15 protein-coding genes and 1 riboswitch are annotated in these 20128 nt (G+C 78.4%); of the genes, 12 read left to right on the top strand and 3 right to left on the bottom strand.

Features of this window, described 5'->3' with window-relative positions:
- The first annotated feature begins 142 nt into the window (after positions 1 to 142).
- From J3P29_RS00260 to J3P29_RS00240, 5 genes are all read left to right on the top strand, one after another.
- On the top strand, positions 143 to 2827 hold the full coding sequence (locus J3P29_RS00260) for a DUF11 domain-containing protein (protein WP_210490971.1): 2685 nt from the start codon (positions 143 to 145) through the stop codon (positions 2825 to 2827).
- 237 nt (positions 2828 to 3064) lie between these two features.
- Entirely contained in the window at positions 3065 to 3772 is a 708-nt protein-coding gene (locus J3P29_RS00255) for an MIP/aquaporin family protein (RefSeq protein WP_210490970.1), read from the top strand.
- 345 nt (positions 3773 to 4117) lie between these two features.
- Positions 4118 to 4339: a hypothetical protein gene (locus tag J3P29_RS00250; RefSeq protein ID WP_210490968.1), complete on the top strand. Its 222-nt coding sequence runs from the start codon at positions 4118 to 4120 to the stop codon at positions 4337 to 4339.
- A gap of 49 nt (positions 4340 to 4388) precedes the next feature.
- A riboswitch (cobalamin riboswitch) is annotated at positions 4389 to 4517 on the top strand.
- Between the two features lie 32 nt (positions 4518 to 4549).
- Positions 4550 to 4777, top strand: a complete 228-nt coding sequence (locus tag J3P29_RS00245) for a CbtB-domain containing protein (protein ID WP_210490967.1) — start codon at positions 4550 to 4552, stop codon at positions 4775 to 4777.
- 35 nt (positions 4778 to 4812) lie between these two features.
- Positions 4813 to 5577 carry a CbtA family protein gene (locus J3P29_RS00240; protein WP_210490966.1) on the top strand — a complete coding sequence of 255 codons (765 nt, stop codon included), beginning with the start codon at positions 4813 to 4815 and terminating at the stop codon, positions 5575 to 5577.
- 33 nt (positions 5578 to 5610) lie between these two features.
- On the opposite strand, the gene J3P29_RS00235 is transcribed toward J3P29_RS00240, so the two are convergent.
- Positions 5611 to 6225 carry a hypothetical protein gene (locus J3P29_RS00235; protein WP_210490965.1) on the bottom strand — a complete coding sequence of 205 codons (615 nt, stop codon included), beginning with the start codon at positions 6223 to 6225 and terminating at the stop codon, positions 5611 to 5613.
- A 350-nt stretch (positions 6226 to 6575) separates the two neighbouring features.
- On the opposite strand from J3P29_RS00235, the gene J3P29_RS00230 reads away from it, so the two are divergent.
- Positions 6576 to 6950, top strand: a complete 375-nt coding sequence (locus tag J3P29_RS00230) for a LysR family transcriptional regulator (RefSeq protein WP_210490964.1) — start codon at positions 6576 to 6578, stop codon at positions 6948 to 6950.
- Positions 6951 to 7279: 329 nt separating this feature from the next.
- Here the strand turns inward: J3P29_RS00230 and J3P29_RS00225 are convergent, their stop codons facing one another.
- On the bottom strand, positions 7280 to 7663 hold the full coding sequence (locus J3P29_RS00225) for a hypothetical protein (protein WP_210490963.1): 384 nt from the start codon (positions 7661 to 7663) through the stop codon (positions 7280 to 7282).
- A 1491-nt stretch (positions 7664 to 9154) separates the two neighbouring features.
- Here J3P29_RS00225 and J3P29_RS00220 point away from each other — a divergent pair.
- The 5 genes from J3P29_RS00220 to J3P29_RS00200 all read left to right on the top strand — a co-directional run bounded on the left by J3P29_RS00220 (position 9155) and on the right by J3P29_RS00200 (position 18364).
- Positions 9155 to 12820 carry an SdrD B-like domain-containing protein gene (locus tag J3P29_RS00220; RefSeq protein ID WP_210490961.1) on the top strand — a complete coding sequence of 1222 codons (3666 nt, stop codon included), beginning with the start codon at positions 9155 to 9157 and terminating at the stop codon, positions 12818 to 12820.
- Positions 12817 to 13653 carry a L,D-transpeptidase gene (locus J3P29_RS00215; protein WP_210490960.1) on the top strand — a complete coding sequence of 279 codons (837 nt, stop codon included), beginning with the start codon at positions 12817 to 12819 and terminating at the stop codon, positions 13651 to 13653. Before J3P29_RS00220 ends, J3P29_RS00215 begins: the two co-directional genes overlap by 4 nt.
- A gap of 189 nt (positions 13654 to 13842) precedes the next feature.
- Positions 13843 to 15279 carry a hypothetical protein gene (locus J3P29_RS00210; protein ID WP_210490959.1) on the top strand — a complete coding sequence of 479 codons (1437 nt, stop codon included), beginning with the start codon at positions 13843 to 13845 and terminating at the stop codon, positions 15277 to 15279.
- The gene (locus tag J3P29_RS00205; RefSeq protein WP_210490958.1) at positions 15276 to 16865 is read left to right on the top strand and encodes a hypothetical protein; all 1590 of its coding nucleotides are present in this window, start codon (positions 15276 to 15278) and stop codon (positions 16863 to 16865) included. Before J3P29_RS00210 ends, J3P29_RS00205 begins: the two co-directional genes overlap by 4 nt.
- Positions 16862 to 18364 carry a sigma-70 family RNA polymerase sigma factor gene (locus J3P29_RS00200; protein WP_210490957.1) on the top strand — a complete coding sequence of 501 codons (1503 nt, stop codon included), beginning with the start codon at positions 16862 to 16864 and terminating at the stop codon, positions 18362 to 18364. Before J3P29_RS00205 ends, J3P29_RS00200 begins: the two co-directional genes overlap by 4 nt.
- Before the next feature lie 69 nt (positions 18365 to 18433).
- Here J3P29_RS00200 and J3P29_RS00195 read toward each other — a convergent pair whose 3' ends face one another.
- Positions 18434 to 19042, bottom strand: a complete 609-nt coding sequence (locus tag J3P29_RS00195) for a TetR/AcrR family transcriptional regulator (protein ID WP_210490956.1) — start codon at positions 19040 to 19042, stop codon at positions 18434 to 18436.
- A gap of 130 nt (positions 19043 to 19172) precedes the next feature.
- Between J3P29_RS00195 and J3P29_RS00190 the strand changes: the two genes are divergently transcribed.
- A complete protein-coding gene (locus tag J3P29_RS00190) occupies positions 19173 to 20060 on the top strand; it encodes a crotonase/enoyl-CoA hydratase family protein (protein ID WP_210490955.1) in 888 nt (295 codons plus the stop codon).
- Positions 20061 to 20128 lie beyond the last annotated feature (68 nt).

The raw sequence follows: 20128 nt of genomic DNA, 5'->3' as shown, positions 1-20128 counted from the left end.
GGCGCACCAGCACACACCGTGGCCGGGTGCCCACCTGTCGCCCCCGGGCGGGGCCACGTCCCGCCCTCCGGGCGACGGGCGGGGCCCGCCCACGACCACATCGCGCCGTCCGGCGACGACCACCCATCCCCCCGAGGTTCCCATGACCGCATCACCACCCCCGCGACCCGACGGCACGACATCACGGCGGACGGCGGCGAGCTCCCGGCGTCGCTGGTGGCGCGCGCTGCTGGCGGCCGGCGCCGTCGTGGCCCTGACGGGCGGCGCCGCGCAGGCCGCGCAGGCAGCCCCCGGCGTCCCGGAGGCCCCGCGGACGATCTACACCGAGAACTTCGAGAACGGCGTCGGCGACGCGCCCGTGCTGCTCGACGACTACGTCGGCGCCGGCGGGCGGGCCTACACGGCGGACCCCGAGTGGCTCACGGGCTGCAACGGCGTGGTGCTGCGCTTCTCCAGCCCCGACGCCGCCCAGGGCGCCGCGGGCTGCGACCTGCAGACGAGCTACGACCGCGTGCGGCAGATCGCCCACGCGCTCGGCGGCAACGCGAGCAACCACGCCGTGTCGGCGTACACCGAGGGCGACCCCGGCGCGGACAACGTCCAGTTCGAGACGGCGACGCCGATCCCGCTGCTGAGCACGGGCCGCTTCATCACGTTCTCGGTCGACGCGGCCGAGACGAACTGCTTCGCCAACCACGCGCTGTTCAAGTTCTACCTGCTGGACGGCACGCAGGAGATCCCCACCTTCACCACGCCGATCGACCCGTGCAACGACGCGGGCAGCCGCACGGTGACCGCCCCGGCCGTCGGCGTCACCGGGGCGAGCGAGTACCGGACGGGCACGTACGCGGGCAACGCCGCCGTCCTCTTCGACGGGCCGTCGCTCGGCATCCGCATGCGCAACGGGCAGGCGTCCGGCGGCGGCAACGACGCCGGCTTCGACAACATCCGCGTGCTCGACGCCACCCCTGCGCTCGACAAGACGTTCTCGCCCGCGACGGTCACCACGGGCAGCGTCTCGCGCGCCACCTTCACGATCACGAACACGAGCGAGCTGGGCGCCAAGGCCGGCTGGTCGTTCGTCGACCACCTGCCCGCCGGCGTCACCGTCGCCGACACCCCGGCCACGGCGACGACGTGCGAGAACGGCGTCGTCGACGTCACCCCGGGCGGCGGCGACGTGGCCGTCCGCGGCGACCTGCGCGTGAACCAGGCGTCGTGCACCGTCTCCGTCAACGTCACCTCGGACGTCGAGGGCACGCACACGAACGAGGACGTCGACGTCGTCGGCCTGACCCCGCCGCCGCCGACCGACCTCGTGGTCGAGAACCCGGACCTGGTCCTCGAGAAGACGGGCCCCGCCACGGTGGAGCGCAGCGGCGCGATCACGTGGACGATCGGCGTGCGCAACGCCGGCCCCGGCGCCAGCAGCGGCTCGACCGTCGTCGACACGATCCCGGAGGGCGTCACGGACGTCGCGACGACCACGCCCGGCTGCACGGTCGTCGCGCGGGAGGTCACGTGCGTCGTCGGTCCCCTCGCCGCGGGCGACGCCACGCAGATCGTCGTGACCGGCACGGCCCCGCCGCTCTACGACGCGACGCTCACCAACCGCGCGACCGTGACCGGGGACGACCCCGATCACGATCCGGGCAACAACACGGACGAGCACACGACGACCACGCCGCCGGCCCCCGACCTGGGGCTGACGAAGACGGGCCCGGCGACGGTGCAGCCCGGCGCCGAGATCGCCTGGACGCTCGAGGTGACCAACCACGGGCCGACGCCGAGCACGGGCTCCACGGTCACCGACACGGTCCCCGAGGGCGTCACCGACGTGGCGACGACGACGGACGGCTGCACCGTGGCCGGCCGGACGGTCACCTGCGCGGTCGGCGCCCTGGCCGTCGGCGAGCGCACCCGCATCGCCGTCACCGGCAAGGCCCCGCAGACGTGGGCCGCCGCGCTGACGAACACCGCGAAGGTCGAGGGTCCGCAGGACCCGAACCCCGACAACGACACGGGCACGTCGACGACGACCACGCCGCCGCCGCCGGCCACCCCGCGCGCCGTCCCGCGCTTCGACCTGTCGATGCGGAAGTCGGCGTCGCGCCGGACGGTCCGCATCGGTGACGTCGTCACCTACCGCCTGGTGGCCCGCAACGCCGGTCCCGACGCGGCGCCCGGCGTGCTCGTCACCGACGCCGTGCCGTCGGCGCTGGACGTCACCGCCGCCACCACGCCGCAGGGCACCTGCGCGGTGACCGGCAACGCGGTCCGGTGCGCGATCGGCACCCTCGCGCCCGGCCAGGCCGTCACGGTGACGGTCCGCGCCACCGCGGTGAAGGCCGGCTCCCCGCGCAACGCCGCGACCGTCGTGCCGCCCCCCGGCAGCACGGAGGACCCGGGCAACAACACCGGCACGGCGACCGTGCGGGTGGAGAAGCCCGCGCTCGTGCTCAGCAAGCGCGCGAACCGCGCCGCGGTCGCGGCCGGCGGGACCGTCACCTACACGATCCGCGTGCGCAACCCGTCGCGGCGCGCCGTGCGCGACGTCCGCGTCTGCGACACGCTCCCGTCGGGCCTCGTCCACGTGCGCTCGCAGGCGCCCGCCACGCTCTCGAACGGCCGGCGCTGCTGGACCGTCCGGTCGCTCGGCGCGGGCCGCAGCGTCAGCTTCACGCTCACCGCGCGCGCCCTGCGCGGCACGAGCGGCAAGCGGACGAACGTCGTCACCGCCACGTCCCCGAACGCCCTGACCGCCCGCGCCCGTCGGACGGTCCGCGTCGGCGGCACGGGCCTGAAGGCGGGAGGTGTGACGGGCTAGACACGCACGGACGCCGGGCGGGGCCAGCGCCCCGCCCGCACGGACACGACACGGCCGCGGCCCCTCCGCGGCCGGCTCCGCGGCCGGCTCCACTGCCGGGCGGCCCTCGACGGTGGCCGCCCGGCGCCGGGAACGACGCAACCGGCCGCCACGCGCACGGCCGCCCACGCCGGTGGTACGCGTACGGCGTCACCGCGCGCGCCCGGTGCGCGGGACCACGACCACCAGGAGCGCTCCATGAGCACCACCGACCCGCACGAGCCGACCGCGCCACCGCTCGCGGTCCGCGCCCTCGCCGAGGGCATCGGCACCTTCATCCTCGTCTTCCTCGGCTGCGGCGCCGCCGTCGCGCTGACCGGCGCCGTCCCGGGGGACGCCGCGGGTCTGCAGGTCGCCGGCATCGCGCTCGCCTTCGGCCTGGGCATCGCCGCCGCGATCTACGCCACCGCCCACGTCTCGGGCGGTCACCTCAACCCGGCGGTCAGCGTCGCCCTGACCGCGATCGGCCGGCACGACGTCCGCGAGCTGCCGCACTACGTCGCCGCGCAGCTCGTCGGCGCGATCCTCGCCGCCCTCGCCCTGAAGGGGGTCTTCCCGGACGCCGAGACGCTCGGCAACAACGCGGTCGCGGAGGGCGTGGGCGTGGGGTCGGGGCTGCTCGTCGAGGTCGTCCTCTCCGCCATCTTCCTGTTCGTCATCGTCAGCGTTGCGACCGACCGTCGCGTGACGCCCGGCGTCGCCCCGCTGGCGATCGGCTTCGCCCTCGCGGCCATCCACCTCGTCGGCATCCCCGTCACCGGCACGTCGGTCAACCCGGCGCGGACGATCGGTCCCGACCTGGTGGCCGGCCACTGGGACGACCTGTGGGTGTTCGTCGTCGGGCCGCTGCTGGGCGCGACGGCGGGCGCGCTGCTCTACGGGGCGCTGCGCCGGGAGCGCGACTGAGGCGCCGGCCCGAGCTCTGGTCTCCCCCTTCCGGCGGCGGTCCCGGCGAACGCGTGGGGGGGGGGGATGGCGGGGCTCGCGGCCGACAGCCGGGTGATGCGCGCCGCCATGCAGGTCTCGGTCCCGGAGGACACCTTCGCCCGCCCGGCGACCGGCGCCGCCGACGCCCCGTCGTCGGCGCGCGTCGGCCGTCCCCGGTCGGCCGTGCCGCGGTCGCGGGGCCCCGTGGCGGCGCCCGTCGCGCCCGTCCGTCCGCCGTCCGCGTCGCGTGCCGGCCGGGACCGGGCGCTCGCCCGTCGCCGGGCGGCGTGCGTGCCCGTCGCCGCGGCGACGATGCTGGCGGCCGTGGCACTGCTCCCCGCGGCGCCGCTGGCGTGGGCCGCCCTGGTCGGCGCCGGCCTCTCGTGGCTGGCGTGCGGCGCGGTGCACGCGCCCTGGCTCCTGCGCGAGATCGCGCGGACGGGCCCCGCGCGCGGGGCGGTGGGGCCGGTGGCGGTGGGCATCGCCGCGGCGTGCGCACTCGCCTGGGCGCCGATCGCCGTCGGCGGCGCGCTGGCGCTCCTGTGATGCCCGCAACCCCGCCGCAACGCGACCGGCGATCGTGACGTGCGTCACGAGCCCGGTATGCTGACGCGGTCCGCAGGGGGGCGCGAGGAAGCCGGTGGAAGACCGGCGCGGTCGCGCCACTGTGACCGGAGCCTTCGGGCCCGGGAGCCAGAGACTCGCCCCGCCTGCCCATCCCACGACCGGGACGCGTGATCCCGGAAAGGACCGAGCATGAGCACTCCAGCCGCCATCGAGCCCGCCGCGCAGCCGACCGCCGTCCCGGCGCCCGTCGTCTCGCTCAAGGGCCTGCTGCCCTACTGGATCTTCGCGGGCGTCGTCCTGATGCTGGCGATCTACTTCGTCGGGGCCGAGGAGGGCGCGACCAGCGTCTTCGCCGGCTCCAGCGTGCACGAGTTCGTGCACGACGCCCGCCACCTGCTCGGCTTCCCCTGCCACTAGGCGGGGATCCTCGAGCGACAGCGGAGCACACCCGCATGATGCGCACGCTCCTGGTGCGCGGGATGATCGCCGGCCTGGTGGCCGGCGCGCTCGCGTTCCTCTGGGCCCACTTCGTCGGCGAGCCGCCCGTCCGCGCCGCCATCGCGGTCGAGGAGGCCGCCGCCGCGGCCGCCGATCCCGGCGCCGCCGAGGAGGCGCCCGTCGTCACCCGCAGCGTCCAGGAGACGTGGGGGCTCGGCGTCGGCGTCCTCGTCTTCTCCGTGGCGATCGGGGGCTTCCTGTCCCTCGTCTTCGGCATCGCCTACGGCCGCGCGAGCCGGCTGCGCGCCCGCGCCACCGTCGCCGCGATCTGCGGCCTCGGCTTCCTCGCCACCGTCCTCGTCCCGCTGACGAAGTACCCGGCCAACCCGCCGGCGGTCGGCTCGGGCGACACGATCAACGAGCGCACGGAGTGGTTCTTCGTGCTCATCATCATCGCCCTCGTCGCGGTGGTGGCGGCGGTGCGGCTGGGCCGCCAGGTCGCGGTCCGCTGGGGCGCGGGCAACGGCCTGACGGCCGGCGCCGTGCTGTTCGCGCTGCTGATCGCGGTCGCGCACCTGGCGCTGCCGGCGCAGAACGAGGTCCGGGCCGGCTTCCCGCCCCAGATCCTGTGGGACTTCCGCCTGGCGAACCTGGGCACCCAGGCGATCCTGTGGGCGACGCTGGCGTTCGGGTTCGGCCTGGCCGCCGAGCGCGCCGTCGAGGGCCGGCCCGCCTGGGCGCGCCGCCCGGCGGGCGACGCGGCGCCCGAGACGGTCTGACCCCGCCCGCGCCGGGGCGCCGCCGCGGCGGCGCTACGGCGCGGGGTGGTCGGCCACCCCGCCGCCGGCGAGGACGAACAGCGCCAGCGCGTCACCGGCGCCCGCGACGAGCAGGCACCCGAGCGCCGGGTCGCCGGCCGGCTGGAACGGGGCGCCCGCGCTCGCCAGGGCCATCGCGTCGACGACGGCCGACGCGACGTCGTCCGTCAGGCGCTCCGCCGCGGGGCGCACCGCGATCCGGGCCCGCAGCGCCCCGCGCTGGGCGGCGACGACGATCTGGTCGAACCACGTCGCGGGCTCCGGCGGCGGACCGAGCAGCGCGGCGGCGGTCAGCAAGCGGCGCACGATCCCGGCGGCGTGCCCCTGCAGCCGCGCCCGGGTGACGTCGAGCGTCGGCAGGTCCAGGTCCTCCTCCAGCCGCTGCTGCAGCCCGAACCCGTGCGCGGCGGCCGCGAGCGGCGGCAGCAGCAGCGCGGCCTCGCGCACGAGCGGACGCAGCCGCGGCGCCAGGTCCACCTCGGGGGCGTAGGGGAGCGACGGATGGGTGATGAGCTCGAGCGCCAGCCGCGCGTTGCCGGGGTGCGCGGGCACGAAGCGCGCCGCGGGGCCGGGGTGGTCGAGCGCCGGTGGAGGTTCGGTGTGGGGCATCCGCCCTCCTGTCGCGACGTGGTGCGCGACGCCCCCCCACGGACTGCGTCGCGGGGACGGGCGCGCGGCCGCGGTGGGTCGGCGGACGCGCCGGGCGGCAGCGGGCGGGGCCGCGCGCCGCGAGCGGGCGCCGGGTGGCGGCCCGCCGCCGCGCCGCGGCCGCCCGGGCGGCCGCGACCGCCGCCGCGGGGGCGCCGAGCGGCGCGTCCGCCGGCACCGGCGGCCGCGCCCCGGGCCGTCCCCGCCCGCGGCCCGGGCCGCCGAACACGAGGGGGGGGAAGCGCGGGGGCGGCCGCGACAGGGCCCCGGAGGCGCCGCCCACCGCGACCCGGCGCCGGCCTCATGTTCCGATGCTCGCTCCGTTCACCCCGCCCGTCCGGCCGCGCCGTCGCGCCGCCCACGTCCCGCCCCGCCGCCGCGTGACCCCGCGCGGCACCGCCGACCTGCGCCGCGTGCGCTTCTTCGTCGAGCTGGCCCGCGATCTGCACTTCGGCCGTTCGGCGGTGCGACAGCACGTGTCCCAGCCGACGCTCAGCCAGCAGATCCGGCGACTCGAGGAGGAGCTCGGCGTCGAGCTGTTCGTGCGCGGCGGCGGCCGCGTCACGCTCTCGGCCGCCGGGGCCGCGCTGCTCCCGCACGCGCGCGAGCTGCTGGCGCAGGCCGACCGCTTCAACGCGCTCGCCGCCGGGCAGGCCGACGCGGACGGCGGGTCGCACGAGCGGTGACGGCGAGCCCTGGCGGGCCGCGCTAGCGGGGGTGGCAGGCCCTGCTGGGCCGCAGGCGGACCGCGCTGGCGGGGACGGCGGGCCCTGGCCGGCCGCCGGCGCACCGCGCTGACGGGGACGTCAGGCCCTGGCCGGCGGGCCGGCGGGTCCCGCTGGCCGGGGCGCAGGCCGTGCCGGCCGGGGCGGGGCACCGGACGCGTCGGGAGGACGGCGAGCAGCCGAGGGGCGCCGCCACCCGTGGCGCGGCGCCCCCCGTAACCGGGTCCAACGGGGTCCCGTGGGCCTGCCGGGCGGCGAGGCTTCCCCCTCCACGGGGACCCGGCAGGACACTAGGCCGCCTCGGCCGCGCGTCGATTCGAAGTCCCGATCGGCCCCGACCGCGACCGCGCGGGGTGCAGCGCTCCGTCGCGCTTGACGACCTGGCCCCGGGCCACCGCGCGACGTACGACGGGATAGATGGCGGTGCGCTCCAGGCCCAGCTCGCGGGCGGCGTCGCGCTGGCTGATGCCGGGGCGCTCCGCGACCAGCGCCGCCAGCTGCGGCACGCGCTCGCGGGCGGGCCGTTCGCCGCCGAGCGCGTCGTCGAACGCGCGCAGCACGGCCCGCAGGCGCTCGTCCTCCTCGACGAGCGGCGCCAGCTCCCGGATCCGCCCCTCGATGCGGCGCCGGATGTCCTCGTACGCCGCGCTTCCCCCGTCTCCCTGCCGGTCCACGGCTCCAGTCTCGCCCGCCGAGGGCCGCGCTGCGCCGGCGATTCGAACTTCCGATCGATCGAGCCGGGGCGGCGGTCGCGGCGGGGCGCGACGGGGCGGAGGGTGCGGCGGGCGGAGCGCGCGGCGGGCGGAGGCGCGCGGTGGGCGGCGGGGCGTGAGGGAGCGGAGGGGCGCGGCGGGCGGAGGCGCGCGGCAGGCGGAGGGGCGCGGCGGGCGGCGGGGCGTGAGGGAGCGGAGGGGCGCGGCGGGCGGAGGCGCGCGGCGCGCGGCGGGGCGTGAGGGAGCGGAGGGGCCCGGCGGGCGGAGGCGCGCGGCAGGCGGCGGGCGCGAGGGAGCCGAGGGGCGCGGCGGGCGGAGGCGCGCGGCAGGCGGAGGGGCGTGAGGGAGCCGAGGAGGCGCGTCGAGCGGAGGGACGGCGTGGAGGCGGCGGCGGGACGGGGCGGACGCGCGCGACGGGGTGCTTGGCGGGACGGCGGGGCGGCGTGGGGCGGAGGCGCGTCGGGCAGCGGGGCGGCGACGGGCGGCGGGACGGCTGGCGGGGTGCCCGGGGTCAGCGGCGACGCCGACGGTCCCGTCGAGGCGGCCGCGGGGTCGATGTGCGTCGGGCGTTCAGGGGTGGGGTCGATGTGCGTCGGCTGTCGACGCCGATCGGCCCCACGTCCCGGGTCGCGACGCCGATCGACCCCGCCGCGCCCCGCGAACCGACGCCTCGTCGGCCCCGCCGGGCCTGAGCAGGGCCCGCCGGGCCTGGGCCGGCCCCGCCGGCCGACGCCTCGCCGGCCCCGCCCGGCCTGAGCAGGCCCCGCCGGGCCCGGGACCGGCTCCGCCGGCCGACGCCTCGTCGGCCCCGCCCGGCCTGAGCAGGCCCCGCCGGGCCCGGGACCGGCTCCGCCGGCCGACGCCTCGTCGGCCCCGCCGGGCCTGAGCTGATCCCGCCGGGCCCGGGACCGGTCTCGCCGGCCGACGCCTCGCCGGCCCCGCCCGGCCTGAGCTGATCCCGCCGGGCCTGGGCCGGCCCTGCCGGCCGACGCCTCGTCCGGCGCTGCCGACCCAGCGTGCCGCCCGCCTCTGTGCGGCCCCGACCGGCCCCGACCCGCCGCGGTCTCGCCCTCCCTGGTGTTTCGGCCCGGACCCGCAGCGGTCTCGCCCTCCCTGGTGTTCCGGCCCGGACCCGCCGCGGTCTCGCCCTCCCTGGTCTCCCGGCCCGCGCCCTCCCCGGCCCGCGGCGTCCCGCCCCGTTCCCCGGCCCCGCTCCGCCGCCCCGCTCCCCGCCCCGCTCCCCCGCCTCGGCGCCCGCCCCCGCCCGCCCCGCCGCCCCCTCCGAAAACAGAGGGGGGGGGGAGATCCCGCGCCCGCCCCGACAAGGCCCCGGAGGCGTCGCGCCGTGCGGCGCCGTGATCCCCCGTCCCAAGAGAAGAGAGCATGGAGAACCCGATTCCTCGAACGCCGCGAACAGTGCCGTCATCCGACCGTCCCCGCGGGCGCCGGCGGATGCTGCGGGCCGCTGCCCCGCTCGTGGCCGTCGCGGCCCTCGCCGCGGTGCCCGCCGCCGCGGACGCCGCGCTGTCGACGCAGGTGGCCCTGGATCAGTCCGTCACGGGCACGGCCCCGTGGGACGCGACCGCCGGCCCGGGCCGCGACACGACCGCTTCCGACGACGTCGTGCGGACGAACGACACCGTCTCCTACCGCTGGAGCGTCAACGTCAACGAGACGACGGGCCAGCAGGGCACGTTCGACAAGGTGACGTTCAAGCAGACGCTCGCCGAGGGCCTGTCCTGGCGCGCCGACGACGTGCCCGCCTACTGCAAGGGCCCGGGCTGGGGGATCGACGGCCGCACGCTGACCTGCGTGTTCGTCCCCTCCGGCGGCAAGGGCCAGACCGGCACGACGCTCAACTTCACGCTGACCGCGTCGGCCGACGGCGTGGCGGACGGCACGGTCGCGACCGCCCCGGCGGACGCCGTGTCCGTCGTCGCGCACTCCGGCGACGCCGAGTCGCCGGCCGCGAAGGCCACGCCGCGCCCAGTGACGATCCGCTCGGCGCCGTTCCTGGACTTCCAGAAGAACCAGCCGTCGATCTCGCGCGCGGGCAACGCGAACACCGCCGACTACGACATCGCCTACCCGATCGACGTCGTCGTGCCGCAGTCGCGGCGCAGCACCTACGGCCAGCGCGGCTTCGCCCTGCCGGACGTGCCGATCACGCTCGAGGACGACCTGTCCGGCATCAGCCCGAACGTCGAGTTCGTCGGCTGCGGGAACCGCGAGGGCACCGAGGCGACGTGCGTGCTCGACGGCAAGCGCGTGCGCATCACGATCACGAAGCTCCGCAACGGCGCCTCGTCCACGAACCCCAACGTGGCGCACCTGACGCTCCGCGTCCGGGTGCCGCGCACCGACGTGATCACGGGCGACGAGCGCCAGCGCAACACGGTCAACGTCATCGACCGCTTCGACGCCGGGGCGCAGGCCGCCGACGGCGACCGCGTGCCGTTCGAGGGCGACGACGCGGGCAACAACTCCCGCGCCTACAACCTGACCGCCGACAGCGGCGTCGACTTCGGCGGCATCCGCTTCGGCAAGCGCCTGCGCACCGCCACCGACGGCCGGCTCGCCACCCAGACCGCGGACGACGACGGCAACGGCCAGGTGCTCGCCGGCCAGCGCATCTCCACGCGCCTGACGATCACCGGCCGCCGCCAGACCGGCGCGCTGTGCGACGTGTGGGACCGCCGCACGCTCAGCCTGACGCGCGAGGGCCTGGACGCCGGGGCCGCCCCCGTCCGCGCCGCCTCCGTCCCGTCCGGCTGGACCGCCGGCGAGGACTACGTCGTCGAGTACGGCACCGAGGCCGCGCCGACCGGTGACGACGAGACCCGTTGGGCCGCCGACCGCGCCCGCACCGCCTGCACGGACGCGTCCGACACCTGGACGACCACCCCGCCGGCCGACCTGGGCACGGTCACGAAGATCCGCATCCGTCTGCTGCGCGACCTGCCCGAGCAGTTCACCGACGTCTCGCTGAGCTTCCTGGCGAACATGAAGGTCGCCGCCGACGCGCCGAACGGCACGACGGTCGCCAACTTCCTCGGCACGCAGGCCGAGGGCGGCGCGTGGAAGGCCAGCGGCTACGCGCCCGCCACCCACGGTGACCGCGGCACGGGCGACCGCGCCCGCGTGAACGGCATCACCGTGTCGCTGCAGAAGGTCGCGCTGACGCCCGCCGCGAACCCCGGCAGCCCGGTGTCGATCGTCTCGGGCGGCCGCGTGCAGTTCGGCCTGTCGCCCCGCGTGAGCACCCCGAGCGACGCGATCGCGAACCCGACGGCGACGAACGTCGTCGTCCGCGACCGCCTGCCCGAGGGCATGCAGTTCGACGCCTCCGCGCCCACCGGCCCGGACGGCATCGCGCCGACGGTCTCCACCGACGCCGACGGCCGCGAGATCCTGACCTGGCGGATCCCGAAGATGGTCCGCGGCGAGGAGCCGCAGCTGACGTACTGGGCCACCACCGTCGAGACGAAGGCCGGCGACCTGGTCAACGGCGCCATCGTCGACAGCGCCGAGGACACCGACGGCCTGGACGAGTTCCCCACGAACCCGACGACGACCGGCGACCAGCACTTCTCGCGCCAGACCGTGCGCCTGCAGTCGCCGGGCGGCGTGCGGGTGTCCAAGAGCACCCGCCAGCTGTTCGTCGAGCCCGAGGACGCGCTCCGCTACACCGTCACGTACGCCAACCTGACCGAGAACGCGGCCAACGGCGTCGACGTCATCGACGTCCTGCCGTTCGCGGGTGACGGCCAGACGCACGGCGGGACCGTCGGCCGCGACCCGGCCACGGCGTTCGCGGGGACCGTCCCGCTCGCCGGCGTCGACGTCTCCGACGGCGAGACCGTCCGCTACACCGACGCGCCGCCCGCGGCCGTCTTCGCCGCCACCGACCCGCAGTCCAGCACGGGCTACGGGCCGCTGCCGGCCGGCTACGACTGGTGCCTGGAGTCCGAGCTCGGCGACGCCGGGTGCCCCGACGCGCTCGAGGACGCCACCGCCGTCCGCGTCCAGCGGACGACCCCGCTCGCCGCCGGCGAGGACGTCGACTTCGACGTCCGCCTGCAGCCGCGCGGCAACGCGTCCGGCGACCTGTACTCCAACACCGCCGCGGTCCGCTACACCGGCGGCTCGCTCGGGGCCGTCTCGAACGTCCGCACCATCCGCGTCGTCGCCAGCTCGATCGGCGACTACGTGTGGGAGGACGCCAACCAGGACGGCCGCCAGGACGCCGACGAGAAGCCGCTGCCGAACGTGCGCGTGACCCTGACGGGCACCGACAAGCACGGCCGCGAGATCTCGCTGGAGACCCGGACGGACGCCGACGGCAAGTACCTGTTCACGAGCTCGACGCAGGCCGGGCAGGACGCCGGCGTGCACGACCTGGTCAGCGGCCGCTACGTCGTCACGTTCCACAAGGATGGGCTGCCGACCGGCACGCGCTTCACGACGACGCGCGCCGACGGCGTGGGCGCCGCGGAGGACTCGGACGCCGACGCGACGACGGGCCGCAGCCAGGAGATCGTGCTGCCCGACCCGTCCCCGACCGGCAAGGACGGTCAGGACCTGACGATCGACGCCGGCATCGTGATCGGCCCGGGCGACCCGCCGGTGCAGCCGCCGACGACGCCCGAGCAGCCGCCCGTCCCGCCGACGACGCCGCCGGCCCCGCCGACGCCGCCGCTCGTCGCCGGTGAGCAGGAGCAGGGCGTCGCCCGCCTGTCGCTGGTCAAGCGCGCGTCCGCGAAGGTCGTCCGTGCCGGGCGCACCGTCACGTACCGCCTGACGGTGAAGAACCGCGGCAACGCCGTGGCGAACCGCGTGCGCGTCTGCGACACGCTCCCGGCGGGCACGACCGTCGTCTCGCGCGGCGGTGGCCGCCTGCGCGGCGGCAAGGTGTGCTGGACGGCGCGGCGCCTGGCCCCCGGCAAGGCCGTCACCCGCACCCTGACGCTGCGCGTCGACCGCGAGGCCCGCACGGGCACCGTCGTCAACCGCGCGACGGCGTCGGCGACGGGCGTCCGCACGGCCCGCGCGCGGCGCTCCGTCCGCGTGCAGGCCGTCGCCCCGACGGCGCTCTCCGGGTCGTACGTCACCGGATGATCCGCCGCGCCCTGAGCACGGGTGCGGGCCGCGGCCCGCACCCGCGCGCGGCGGCCGCCGCGGCCCTCGCGGTCGCGGCGCTGGCCGCCGTCCCGCCGTCCGCGGCCTCGGCCGCGGACGGCGGCGGGGCCGCGGAGACGCAGGCGCTGCGCGCGGCGCTCGCGGCCCCCGGCACGCCGGGCGCCGCGATCCGCGTGCGGCGCCCCGGCGCGTCCGGGGCCTTCGTCGCCAAGCTGCTCGAGCCCGCCGTCGCCCGCGCCCGCCCGGGCGGCCGGGCGGTCTGGCGCGCCGGCGTGCGCACCCGCTACGCCGGGCAGGCCACGCGCCTGACGATCGACGGCGCCCGCTACGACGACCGTGGCCGCGCGTGGGTCCGCGTGCTGCTGCCGGTCCGCCCGAACGGCACCCGGGGCTGGCTCCCCGCCGCGTCCGTGCGGGCCGAGCGCTCCCCGTGGGCGGTGCGCGTCCGCCTGGGGGCCCGCGAGCTGCGCGTCCTGCGCGACGGCCGCCTGGTGCGACGCGCCCGCGTCGTCGTCGGCGCGCCGGCCACGCCGACGCCCCGCGGCACGTTCGCCGTCTACGAGACGACGCACCAGCGCGACCCCGGCGGGTTCATCGGCCCGGGGGCGCTGCACCTGACCGCCTACTCGAACGTCCTCGACGACTACGGGGGAGGCCCCGGCGTCGTCGCCATCCACGGCCGCGGCCCCGCCGCACTCGGCGACCCCCTCGGGTCCGCGCGCTCGCACGGCTGCGTGCGCGTCGACAACCGCACGCTCCGCTGGCTGCGCGCGCGGCTGGGCCCCGGCACCGTCGTGCGGATCAGCCGATGATGGGCCCGTCGCGCCGACCCCCTGCGCCGGCCCGCGCCGACCACCCGCCCGTGCCCTCGGGCGGCGGCGCCCGTCGCGGCGACGGGCGTCGCCGGCCCCCGCGCGACCCCCGTGCCCCGGGAACCCCCGCAGCCGACGGCCGGACGATCACTGATGCGGTCCCGCGCGACGGCGTGGTGTACTAGGACCATGCGTCTGGGCCTCGGTGGGCTGTTCGGGGTCGCGGCAGCGGCAGTGCTTCTGGCGGCCGTGCCCGCGCCGGCCGGAGCGATGACCGGCGGCAACCTCGTCGTCGGCGGGGACGGCGAGACCGCGCCCGGACCGGAGTGGACCGCGCAGTCCGGCGGGCTCGTCCGGCAGCTCTACGGCCGCGGCGGGTACCCGGGGCCCGTCCTGATCGGCGGCGGCACGTTCGCCGGCGGCGCGTACCTGCTCCACGGCCCGAACGGCGTCCCCGTCAGCGTCGTGCGGCAGACGATCGCGCTCGGAGCGGACGACGTCGCCGCGATCGACACCGGCACGGTGCGCGGTCGCCTGAGCGCCTTCCTCGGCGGGTACAACGCGCAGCAGGACCGCACGGGCGTCGTCGCCGAGTGGCGGGACGCCGACGGCGCCACGCTGCTGCGGCAGGAGCTCCAGCCGGTCCTGCCGGCCGAGCGCGGCAACGTCACCGGCTTCGTGGCGCGTCGCGCCGAGGACGCCGTGCCCGTCGGGACGCGCTCGGTGCTGGTCACGGTCACCGCGACGCTCGTCACCGCCCCGCAGCACGACGGCTACGTCGACGACATCGCCGTCCACCTGATCGGGATCCCGCGGATGGAATCCGCGTTCTCCGCCCCGTCCGCGCCGGTGGGCCGGCCGACCGTCCTGACGCTGACCGTCCGCAACTCGGAGGACGTGGAGGCCAAGCCGGCCTGGCGGCTGACGCAGGACCTGCCGGCGGGCCTGACCGTCGCCTCGCAGCCGCTGCGCACGGACTGCGCGGGCGCCACGGTGCGCGCCGACAGCCCGTCGCGCGTGTCCGTGACGGGCGCCACCGGCGCCGGCGACGTCGCCTGCAGCGTGCGGGTGCCCGTCGTGCCGGCACGGGCCGGCACGTTCGTCGTGCGGGCCGCGGACGCCACCGTCGACGGCCTGCACGCGCCGGCCGCGGACGCGACGCTGCGCGCCGTCGACCCGGCGCCGGCCCCGGATCCCGCCGGACCGCCGGCGGCCACCGACGCCGTCGGCTCGGCCGCACGGACGCGGCCGGCGGCGCCGGTCCCGGAGCCGCCCGTCGCGCGCACCGCCGACCGCCGTCCGCTGCGGGTCGCCGTCGCCGCCCCGGCGCGCGTGCGCGCGGGCGGCCGGGCCCGGCTGGCCGTGCGGGTGACCAACCGCACGGCCGCCACCGTCCGCGGCGCCCGGATCTGCGTCGTCCTGCCCCGGGGCGTGCGGCTCGCCGCCGGCGCCCGACCGTGCGTCCCGGTGGCCGCGCTCGGCCCGCGCGCCGCCCGCCGGCGGACCTTCGCCGTCCGGCTGGAGCGCCGCGCACCGGCGACGCTGCGCGTGCGAGCGCGGGCGACCGCCCCCGGCCGCGTCGCCGCCACCGCCGTCCGCGGCGTCCGCGTGGAGCGCCCCGCATGACCGTCCTCCGCCGACTCCTGCTCGCCGGCCTGCTGCCGCTGACCCTGGCGGCGCTCGTTCCGGCCGCCGACGCCGACGCCGGCACGTTCACCGTGTGGTCGTGCCGCGGCCCCGAGGGCGCGCCCGCGCCGACCGTCGCCTGGCAGGCCGGCGGCACCGCGGGCACGACGGCCGACGACTGCGCCGCCGGCGGCGCGCTGCGCGCCACCCTCGGGCAGGCCGACGCCGACGGGGACGCCATCAGCGGGTTCGGGTTCGTGCTGCCGCCCGGCGCCACGATCGCGGGCTACCGCGCCTGGATGGCGGCCACGGTCGCGCCGACGACGCCCACGCCGCTGCCGGCCGACCAGTCCTCGTACGCCGCCGGGCTCTCCGAGACGGACGGCCTGGGCGTCCACGGCTTCCGCACGGGCTGCCTCGCGGCGCCGGCGGGCTGCACGTGGGGCGTCCCCGGCGCGCCGGACGACCCGGCGAACCTGACGCAGGACGGCACGACGCTGCGCGGGCTGGCGATCGCGGTCCGCTGCGCCACGCCGGCCGGGTGCTCCGCCACCCAGGACCCGGCGGGGACGGTCGACCTGTACCGCAGCGCCGTCGACGTGCGCGACGACGAGGCGCCCACGGTCGGGGTCCTCGGCGGCCCGCTGCTGGACGGCCCCGTCACCGGCCGTCAGGTCGTCGCGGTGCCGGCGTCGGACGTCGGCGGCGGCGTCGCCCGCGTCGAGGCCCGCGTCGACGGCCGGCTGGTCGCCGCCGCCGACAGCGGCGGCGCCTGCGTGCCGCCGTACGCCGCCGCGGCGCCGTGCCCGCTGGCCACCGAGCGCAGCCTCGTCGTCGACACGGCCGCGCTCGCGCCCGGCCCGCACCAGCTCGTCGCCCGGGCGATCGACCCGGCGGGCAACGCCACGGACGGCGCGCCCACGTCGTTCGTCGTCGCCGCGCCCGTCCCGAACCCGCCGCCCGTCGTCCCCACGCCGACGCCCGAGCCGGCCCGGCGCGTGGTGCTGCGCCTGCCCGAGCGGATCACGCTGCCCGAGCGGTCCCGCACCCGCGGCGTCGCGCGCTGGGCCGACGGCACCCCCGCGGCGGGCGTCACGCTCGAGGTGCGCGCCCGGCCGTTCGGCGACCCCGTCGCGCGCGGCACCCGCGTGGCGCGGGTGCGGACGTCGTCCTCCGGCCGCTTCACCCTGCCGCGCACCCGCGAGTCGCGGATCCTGCGCGTCACGCCCGCCGACGACGGCGTCACCGGCGCGGCCGAGGAGACCGAGCTCGTCGCCCGCCTCGGCCTGCGCCTGACCGTCCCGTCGCGCGCGGTCCGCAACGGCCGCGTCGCCACCTTCCGCGGCCGGGTCACCGGCGCCGGCGGGGCCGGGATCCCGGTCGACGTGCAGGCGATCGTCCGTGGCCGCTGGAGCACGGTCGGCACCGTCGAGACGACGAGCCGCGGCACGGTCGTGTGGAAGTACCGCTTCACGAACACGCGCCGCCGCGCCGAGTACCGCTTCCGCCTGGTCGCCGCCGCGTCGCGGCAGCGCCCGTGGCGGCGCACCGTCAGCGCCCGGCGGATCGTGCGGGTGCTGCCGTGACGGCCGGGGCCCGCGGCGCCGGGCTGCGCGAGGCGCCCGAGGTCGGCCGCGCGTCGCGGCGCGCCCGCCTGCGCGCCGACCGGGCGATCGCCGAGGAGTACGAGCGGCTGCGGCCGAAGACGCTGGCGTCGCTGCGGTCGAAGCTGCGCCGCACCGGCGTCGAGCTGGACGACGCGGATCTGGACGCGGCCTACAACCAGGCGTGGCACACGCTGCACGCGAAGCTCGCCGGCGGCGAGGCGATCGACAACCTCGGGGGCTTCCTGACCCAGGCGGCCTACTACCGGTCGGTCGACGAGTACCGGCGGCTGCACCCCGACCGGCGTGCCGACGTGGCGCCCGAGATCGAGTTCGCCGACGACGGCCCCGCGGTCGACGACCGGATGGACGACACGCGCCGCCTGCGCGAGGTGATGGAGGGCCTGCGCCTGCGGCTGGGCGAGCGGGAGCGCAAGGCCGCCGCCCTCTGCTACCTGCACGGCTACACCCGGCCGCAGGCCGCGGCCGTCCTCGGCGTCTCGGCGTCGCGGATGGAGAAGATCATGGACGGCGTCTCCAAGAGCGTCGCCGCGATCACCGCCCAGGTCGCCGCGGGCCGCTGGTGCGAGGAGCAGCGCTCGCTGATCACCGCGTACGCCCTGGACGTGCTCGACCGCGACGGCGAGCGCTACCCGCTGGCCCTCGCCCACCTGCGCGGCTGCGCGGCCTGCCGGGCCCTCGTGCGCGAGCTGCGCGGCATCGCGGCGCTCGTCCCGCCGACCGCGCTGCCGTGGGCCGCGCTCGGCGTGGGCGCCGGGGGCGTGGGCGGCCTGGCCGCGGGGGCGCAGAGCGACGGCGGGACGGCGTCGCCGTCCGGCACCGCCGCCGCGCGGCGCGCGGCGCGCGAGGGTCGCCGCACGGGCGTGCTCGTCGCCGCCGCGATCGCGGCGTGCCTGGCCCTGGCCGGCGGCGCGGTCGCCCTGACCGCGGGCGGATCCGGGGACGGCGGCGCGTCGACCGGCGGATCGGCCGGCGGGGCCGCCTCCGCGTCCGGTTCGGCCTCCGCCGCCGGATCCGGCTCCTCCTCCGCGTCCTCCGCGTCCTCCGCGTCCTCCTCCGCGCCGTCGTCGTCCGCGTCGTCGGTCGCCGCCGAGCGCCGGCGGGCGCGGCGGGCCGCGGCGCAGCGCGCCGCGCGTCGCGAGCGGGCGCGCCGGGCGGCGGCCCGCCGTCGCGCCGCGGCCGCCCGGGCGTCCGCGGCCCCCGCCGCGGGGGCGCCGAGCGGCTCGTCCGCCGGTGCCGGCGGCAGCGCCGCGTCGTCGCCGGCACCGACGACGCCCGCCGCAGCCGCGTCCCCGCCGGCCGCCCCGTCCCCGCCGGTCACGTCCACGTCCGCCGCCGGGGGCGGGACCGCCTCCGCCCCGCCGGCCACGTCCACGTCCGCCCCGGCGGGCGGGTCCGCGCGGCCGGAGGGGCCGGTCACGGACGCGCAGGCGGAGTTCGGCCTCGAGCCCGAGGGCTAGCGGCGGGCCGCCCCGGTCGCGGCCGCACCGACCCGGCGCGCCCGTGCGGCGGGTCGGGCGGACGCGCCGTCAGTCCCGGTCCGCTCGGCCGGGGTCGGCGGCCCCGCCGTCGGCCGCCAGGCGATCCACCCAGGCGCCCACGACCGCCGTGGCCCGCTCCGGGTCGCGGCTGAGCGTCTGCGTGAGCGCGAGGCCGCGCAGGAGCGCGAGCAGGCCGTCGACCTCCAGGCCGGCGTCCTCGCCGCCCAGGTGCGGCGCCAGCAGCGCGCGGAGCGCGTGGCCCAGGCGCCGCTCCGCCGGCAACAGCGTCTGCCGCAGCTCCTCGTCGGTGCGGGCGGCGGCCCACAGCTCCATCGCGGCCAGGAACGCGGGGCCGCTCATCGCCCGCTGCACGGCCATGACGGTGGCGCGGAAGGCGCCGGGCGCCCCGGGCGGGGGCGCGCCGATGCCGTCCAGGCGCGCGAGCTGCTCGTCCGCGACCCGGTGGACCGCGGCCACGAGCAGCGCCGACTTGCGCGGGAAGTGGTGCAGGAGCGCCCCGCGCGAGACGCCGGCCCGCTCCTGGATGCGCTGGTTCGTCGTCGCGGCGTAGCCGTCCTCCAGCAGGCAGGCGATCGCGGCGTCCAGCAGCCGGGCGTGGGTGCGCTCGCGCTGCGCCGTCCGGACCGTCCCCGCCATCACGGCCGCACGTTAGCGGGCCCGCCCGCCGCGGCCGACGGCCCGTCCCGACGTTGACAGTCCAAGCGGACTGTGAAACGGTCGCGGCCGCCCAGCCCCGCCGCCCGCCGCGGCCCGACAGGAGACGCGCATGCCGTTCACCGCCGAGACCCTCCGCTACGAGCGCCGCGACCGCCGCGCCTACATCACGCTCGACCGGCCCGAGCGGCTCAACGCGATCACCGGGGAGATGGCCCGGGAGCTCGCCGCCGCCGTCGCGCACGCGAACGAGGACGACGACGTGCGCGTGATCGTCCTGCAGGGGGCCGGGCGGGCGTTCAGCGCCGGCTACGACCTGAAGCGCTACGCCGAGGGCGGGGAGGAGCACCAGGGCGCGGTGTGGGATCCGATCCGCGACTACCGCAAGATGCGGGCGAACACCGACGCGTTCTTCTCGCTGTGGCGGTCGCTCAAGCCGACGATCGCCAAGGTCCACGGGTACGCCGTCGCCGGCGGCAGCGACATCGCGCTCTGCTGCGACCTGGTCGTCATGGCCGAGGACGCCCGCATCGGCTACATGCCCGCCCGGGTGTGGGGCTGCCCGACGACCGCGATGTGGGTGTACCGCCTGGGCGCCGAGCGGGCCAAGCGGATGCTGCTGACCGGCGACACGATCGACGGCCGGCAGGCCCGCGACTGGGGGCTCGTGATCGAGGCGGTCCCGGCGGACGAGCTCGACGCCGCCGTCGACCGCCTGGCGGGGCGCATGGCCAGCGTGCCGACCAACCAGCTCGCGATGCAGAAGCTCATGGTCAACCAGGCGCTCGACAACATGGGCCTGCAGAGCACGCAGACGCTCGCGACGTTCTTCGACGGCGTCACGCGGCACTCGCCCGAGGGCCGCTGGTTCGTCGACTTCGCGCAGCAGCACGGGTTCGACGCCGCGGTGCGCTGGCGCGATCAGGGCCGGCTCATCCCCGACGGCGGCGGCCCGATCCCGACGGCGGCCGAGGTCGACGGGCTCGACGGGCGGCCGTGACCGGCTCCGGCCGCCGCGGACGGGCGCCCCGACGCCCGCCCGCGGGGGGCGGGCGGGAGCGCTCCGGG

Source organism: Patulibacter sp. SYSU D01012 (assembly GCF_017916475.1).
Lineage (GTDB): Bacteria > Actinomycetota > Thermoleophilia > Solirubrobacterales > Solirubrobacteraceae > Patulibacter.
Note: the sequence above shows the minus strand (reverse complement) of the source record. Positions and strands in the feature narration are given on the sequence as shown.

Excerpts from the sequence above, each read along its gene's own strand:
- J3P29_RS00260 (WP_210490971.1), top strand. The coding sequence starts at position 143 with ATGACCGCATCACCACCCCCGCGACCCGACGGCACGACATCACGGCGG.
- J3P29_RS00255 (WP_210490970.1), top strand. The coding sequence starts at position 3,065 with ATGAGCACCACCGACCCGCACGAGCCGACCGCGCCACCGCTCGCGGTC.
- J3P29_RS00245 (WP_210490967.1), top strand. The coding sequence starts at position 4,550 with ATGAGCACTCCAGCCGCCATCGAGCCCGCCGCGCAGCCGACCGCCGTC.
- J3P29_RS00240 (WP_210490966.1), top strand. The coding sequence starts at position 4,813 with ATGATGCGCACGCTCCTGGTGCGCGGGATGATCGCCGGCCTGGTGGCC.
- J3P29_RS00235 (WP_210490965.1), bottom strand. The coding sequence starts at position 6,225 with ATGCCCCACACCGAACCTCCACCGGCGCTCGACCACCCCGGCCCCGCG.
- J3P29_RS00230 (WP_210490964.1), top strand. The coding sequence starts at position 6,576 with ATGCTCGCTCCGTTCACCCCGCCCGTCCGGCCGCGCCGTCGCGCCGCC.
- J3P29_RS00220 (WP_210490961.1), top strand. The coding sequence starts at position 9,155 with ATGCTGCGGGCCGCTGCCCCGCTCGTGGCCGTCGCGGCCCTCGCCGCG.
- J3P29_RS00215 (WP_210490960.1), top strand. The coding sequence starts at position 12,817 with ATGATCCGCCGCGCCCTGAGCACGGGTGCGGGCCGCGGCCCGCACCCG.
- J3P29_RS00210 (WP_210490959.1), top strand. The coding sequence starts at position 13,843 with ATGCGTCTGGGCCTCGGTGGGCTGTTCGGGGTCGCGGCAGCGGCAGTG.
- J3P29_RS00205 (WP_210490958.1), top strand. The coding sequence starts at position 15,276 with ATGACCGTCCTCCGCCGACTCCTGCTCGCCGGCCTGCTGCCGCTGACC.
- J3P29_RS00195 (WP_210490956.1), bottom strand. The coding sequence starts at position 19,042 with ATGGCGGGGACGGTCCGGACGGCGCAGCGCGAGCGCACCCACGCCCGG.
- J3P29_RS00190 (WP_210490955.1), top strand. The coding sequence starts at position 19,173 with ATGCCGTTCACCGCCGAGACCCTCCGCTACGAGCGCCGCGACCGCCGC.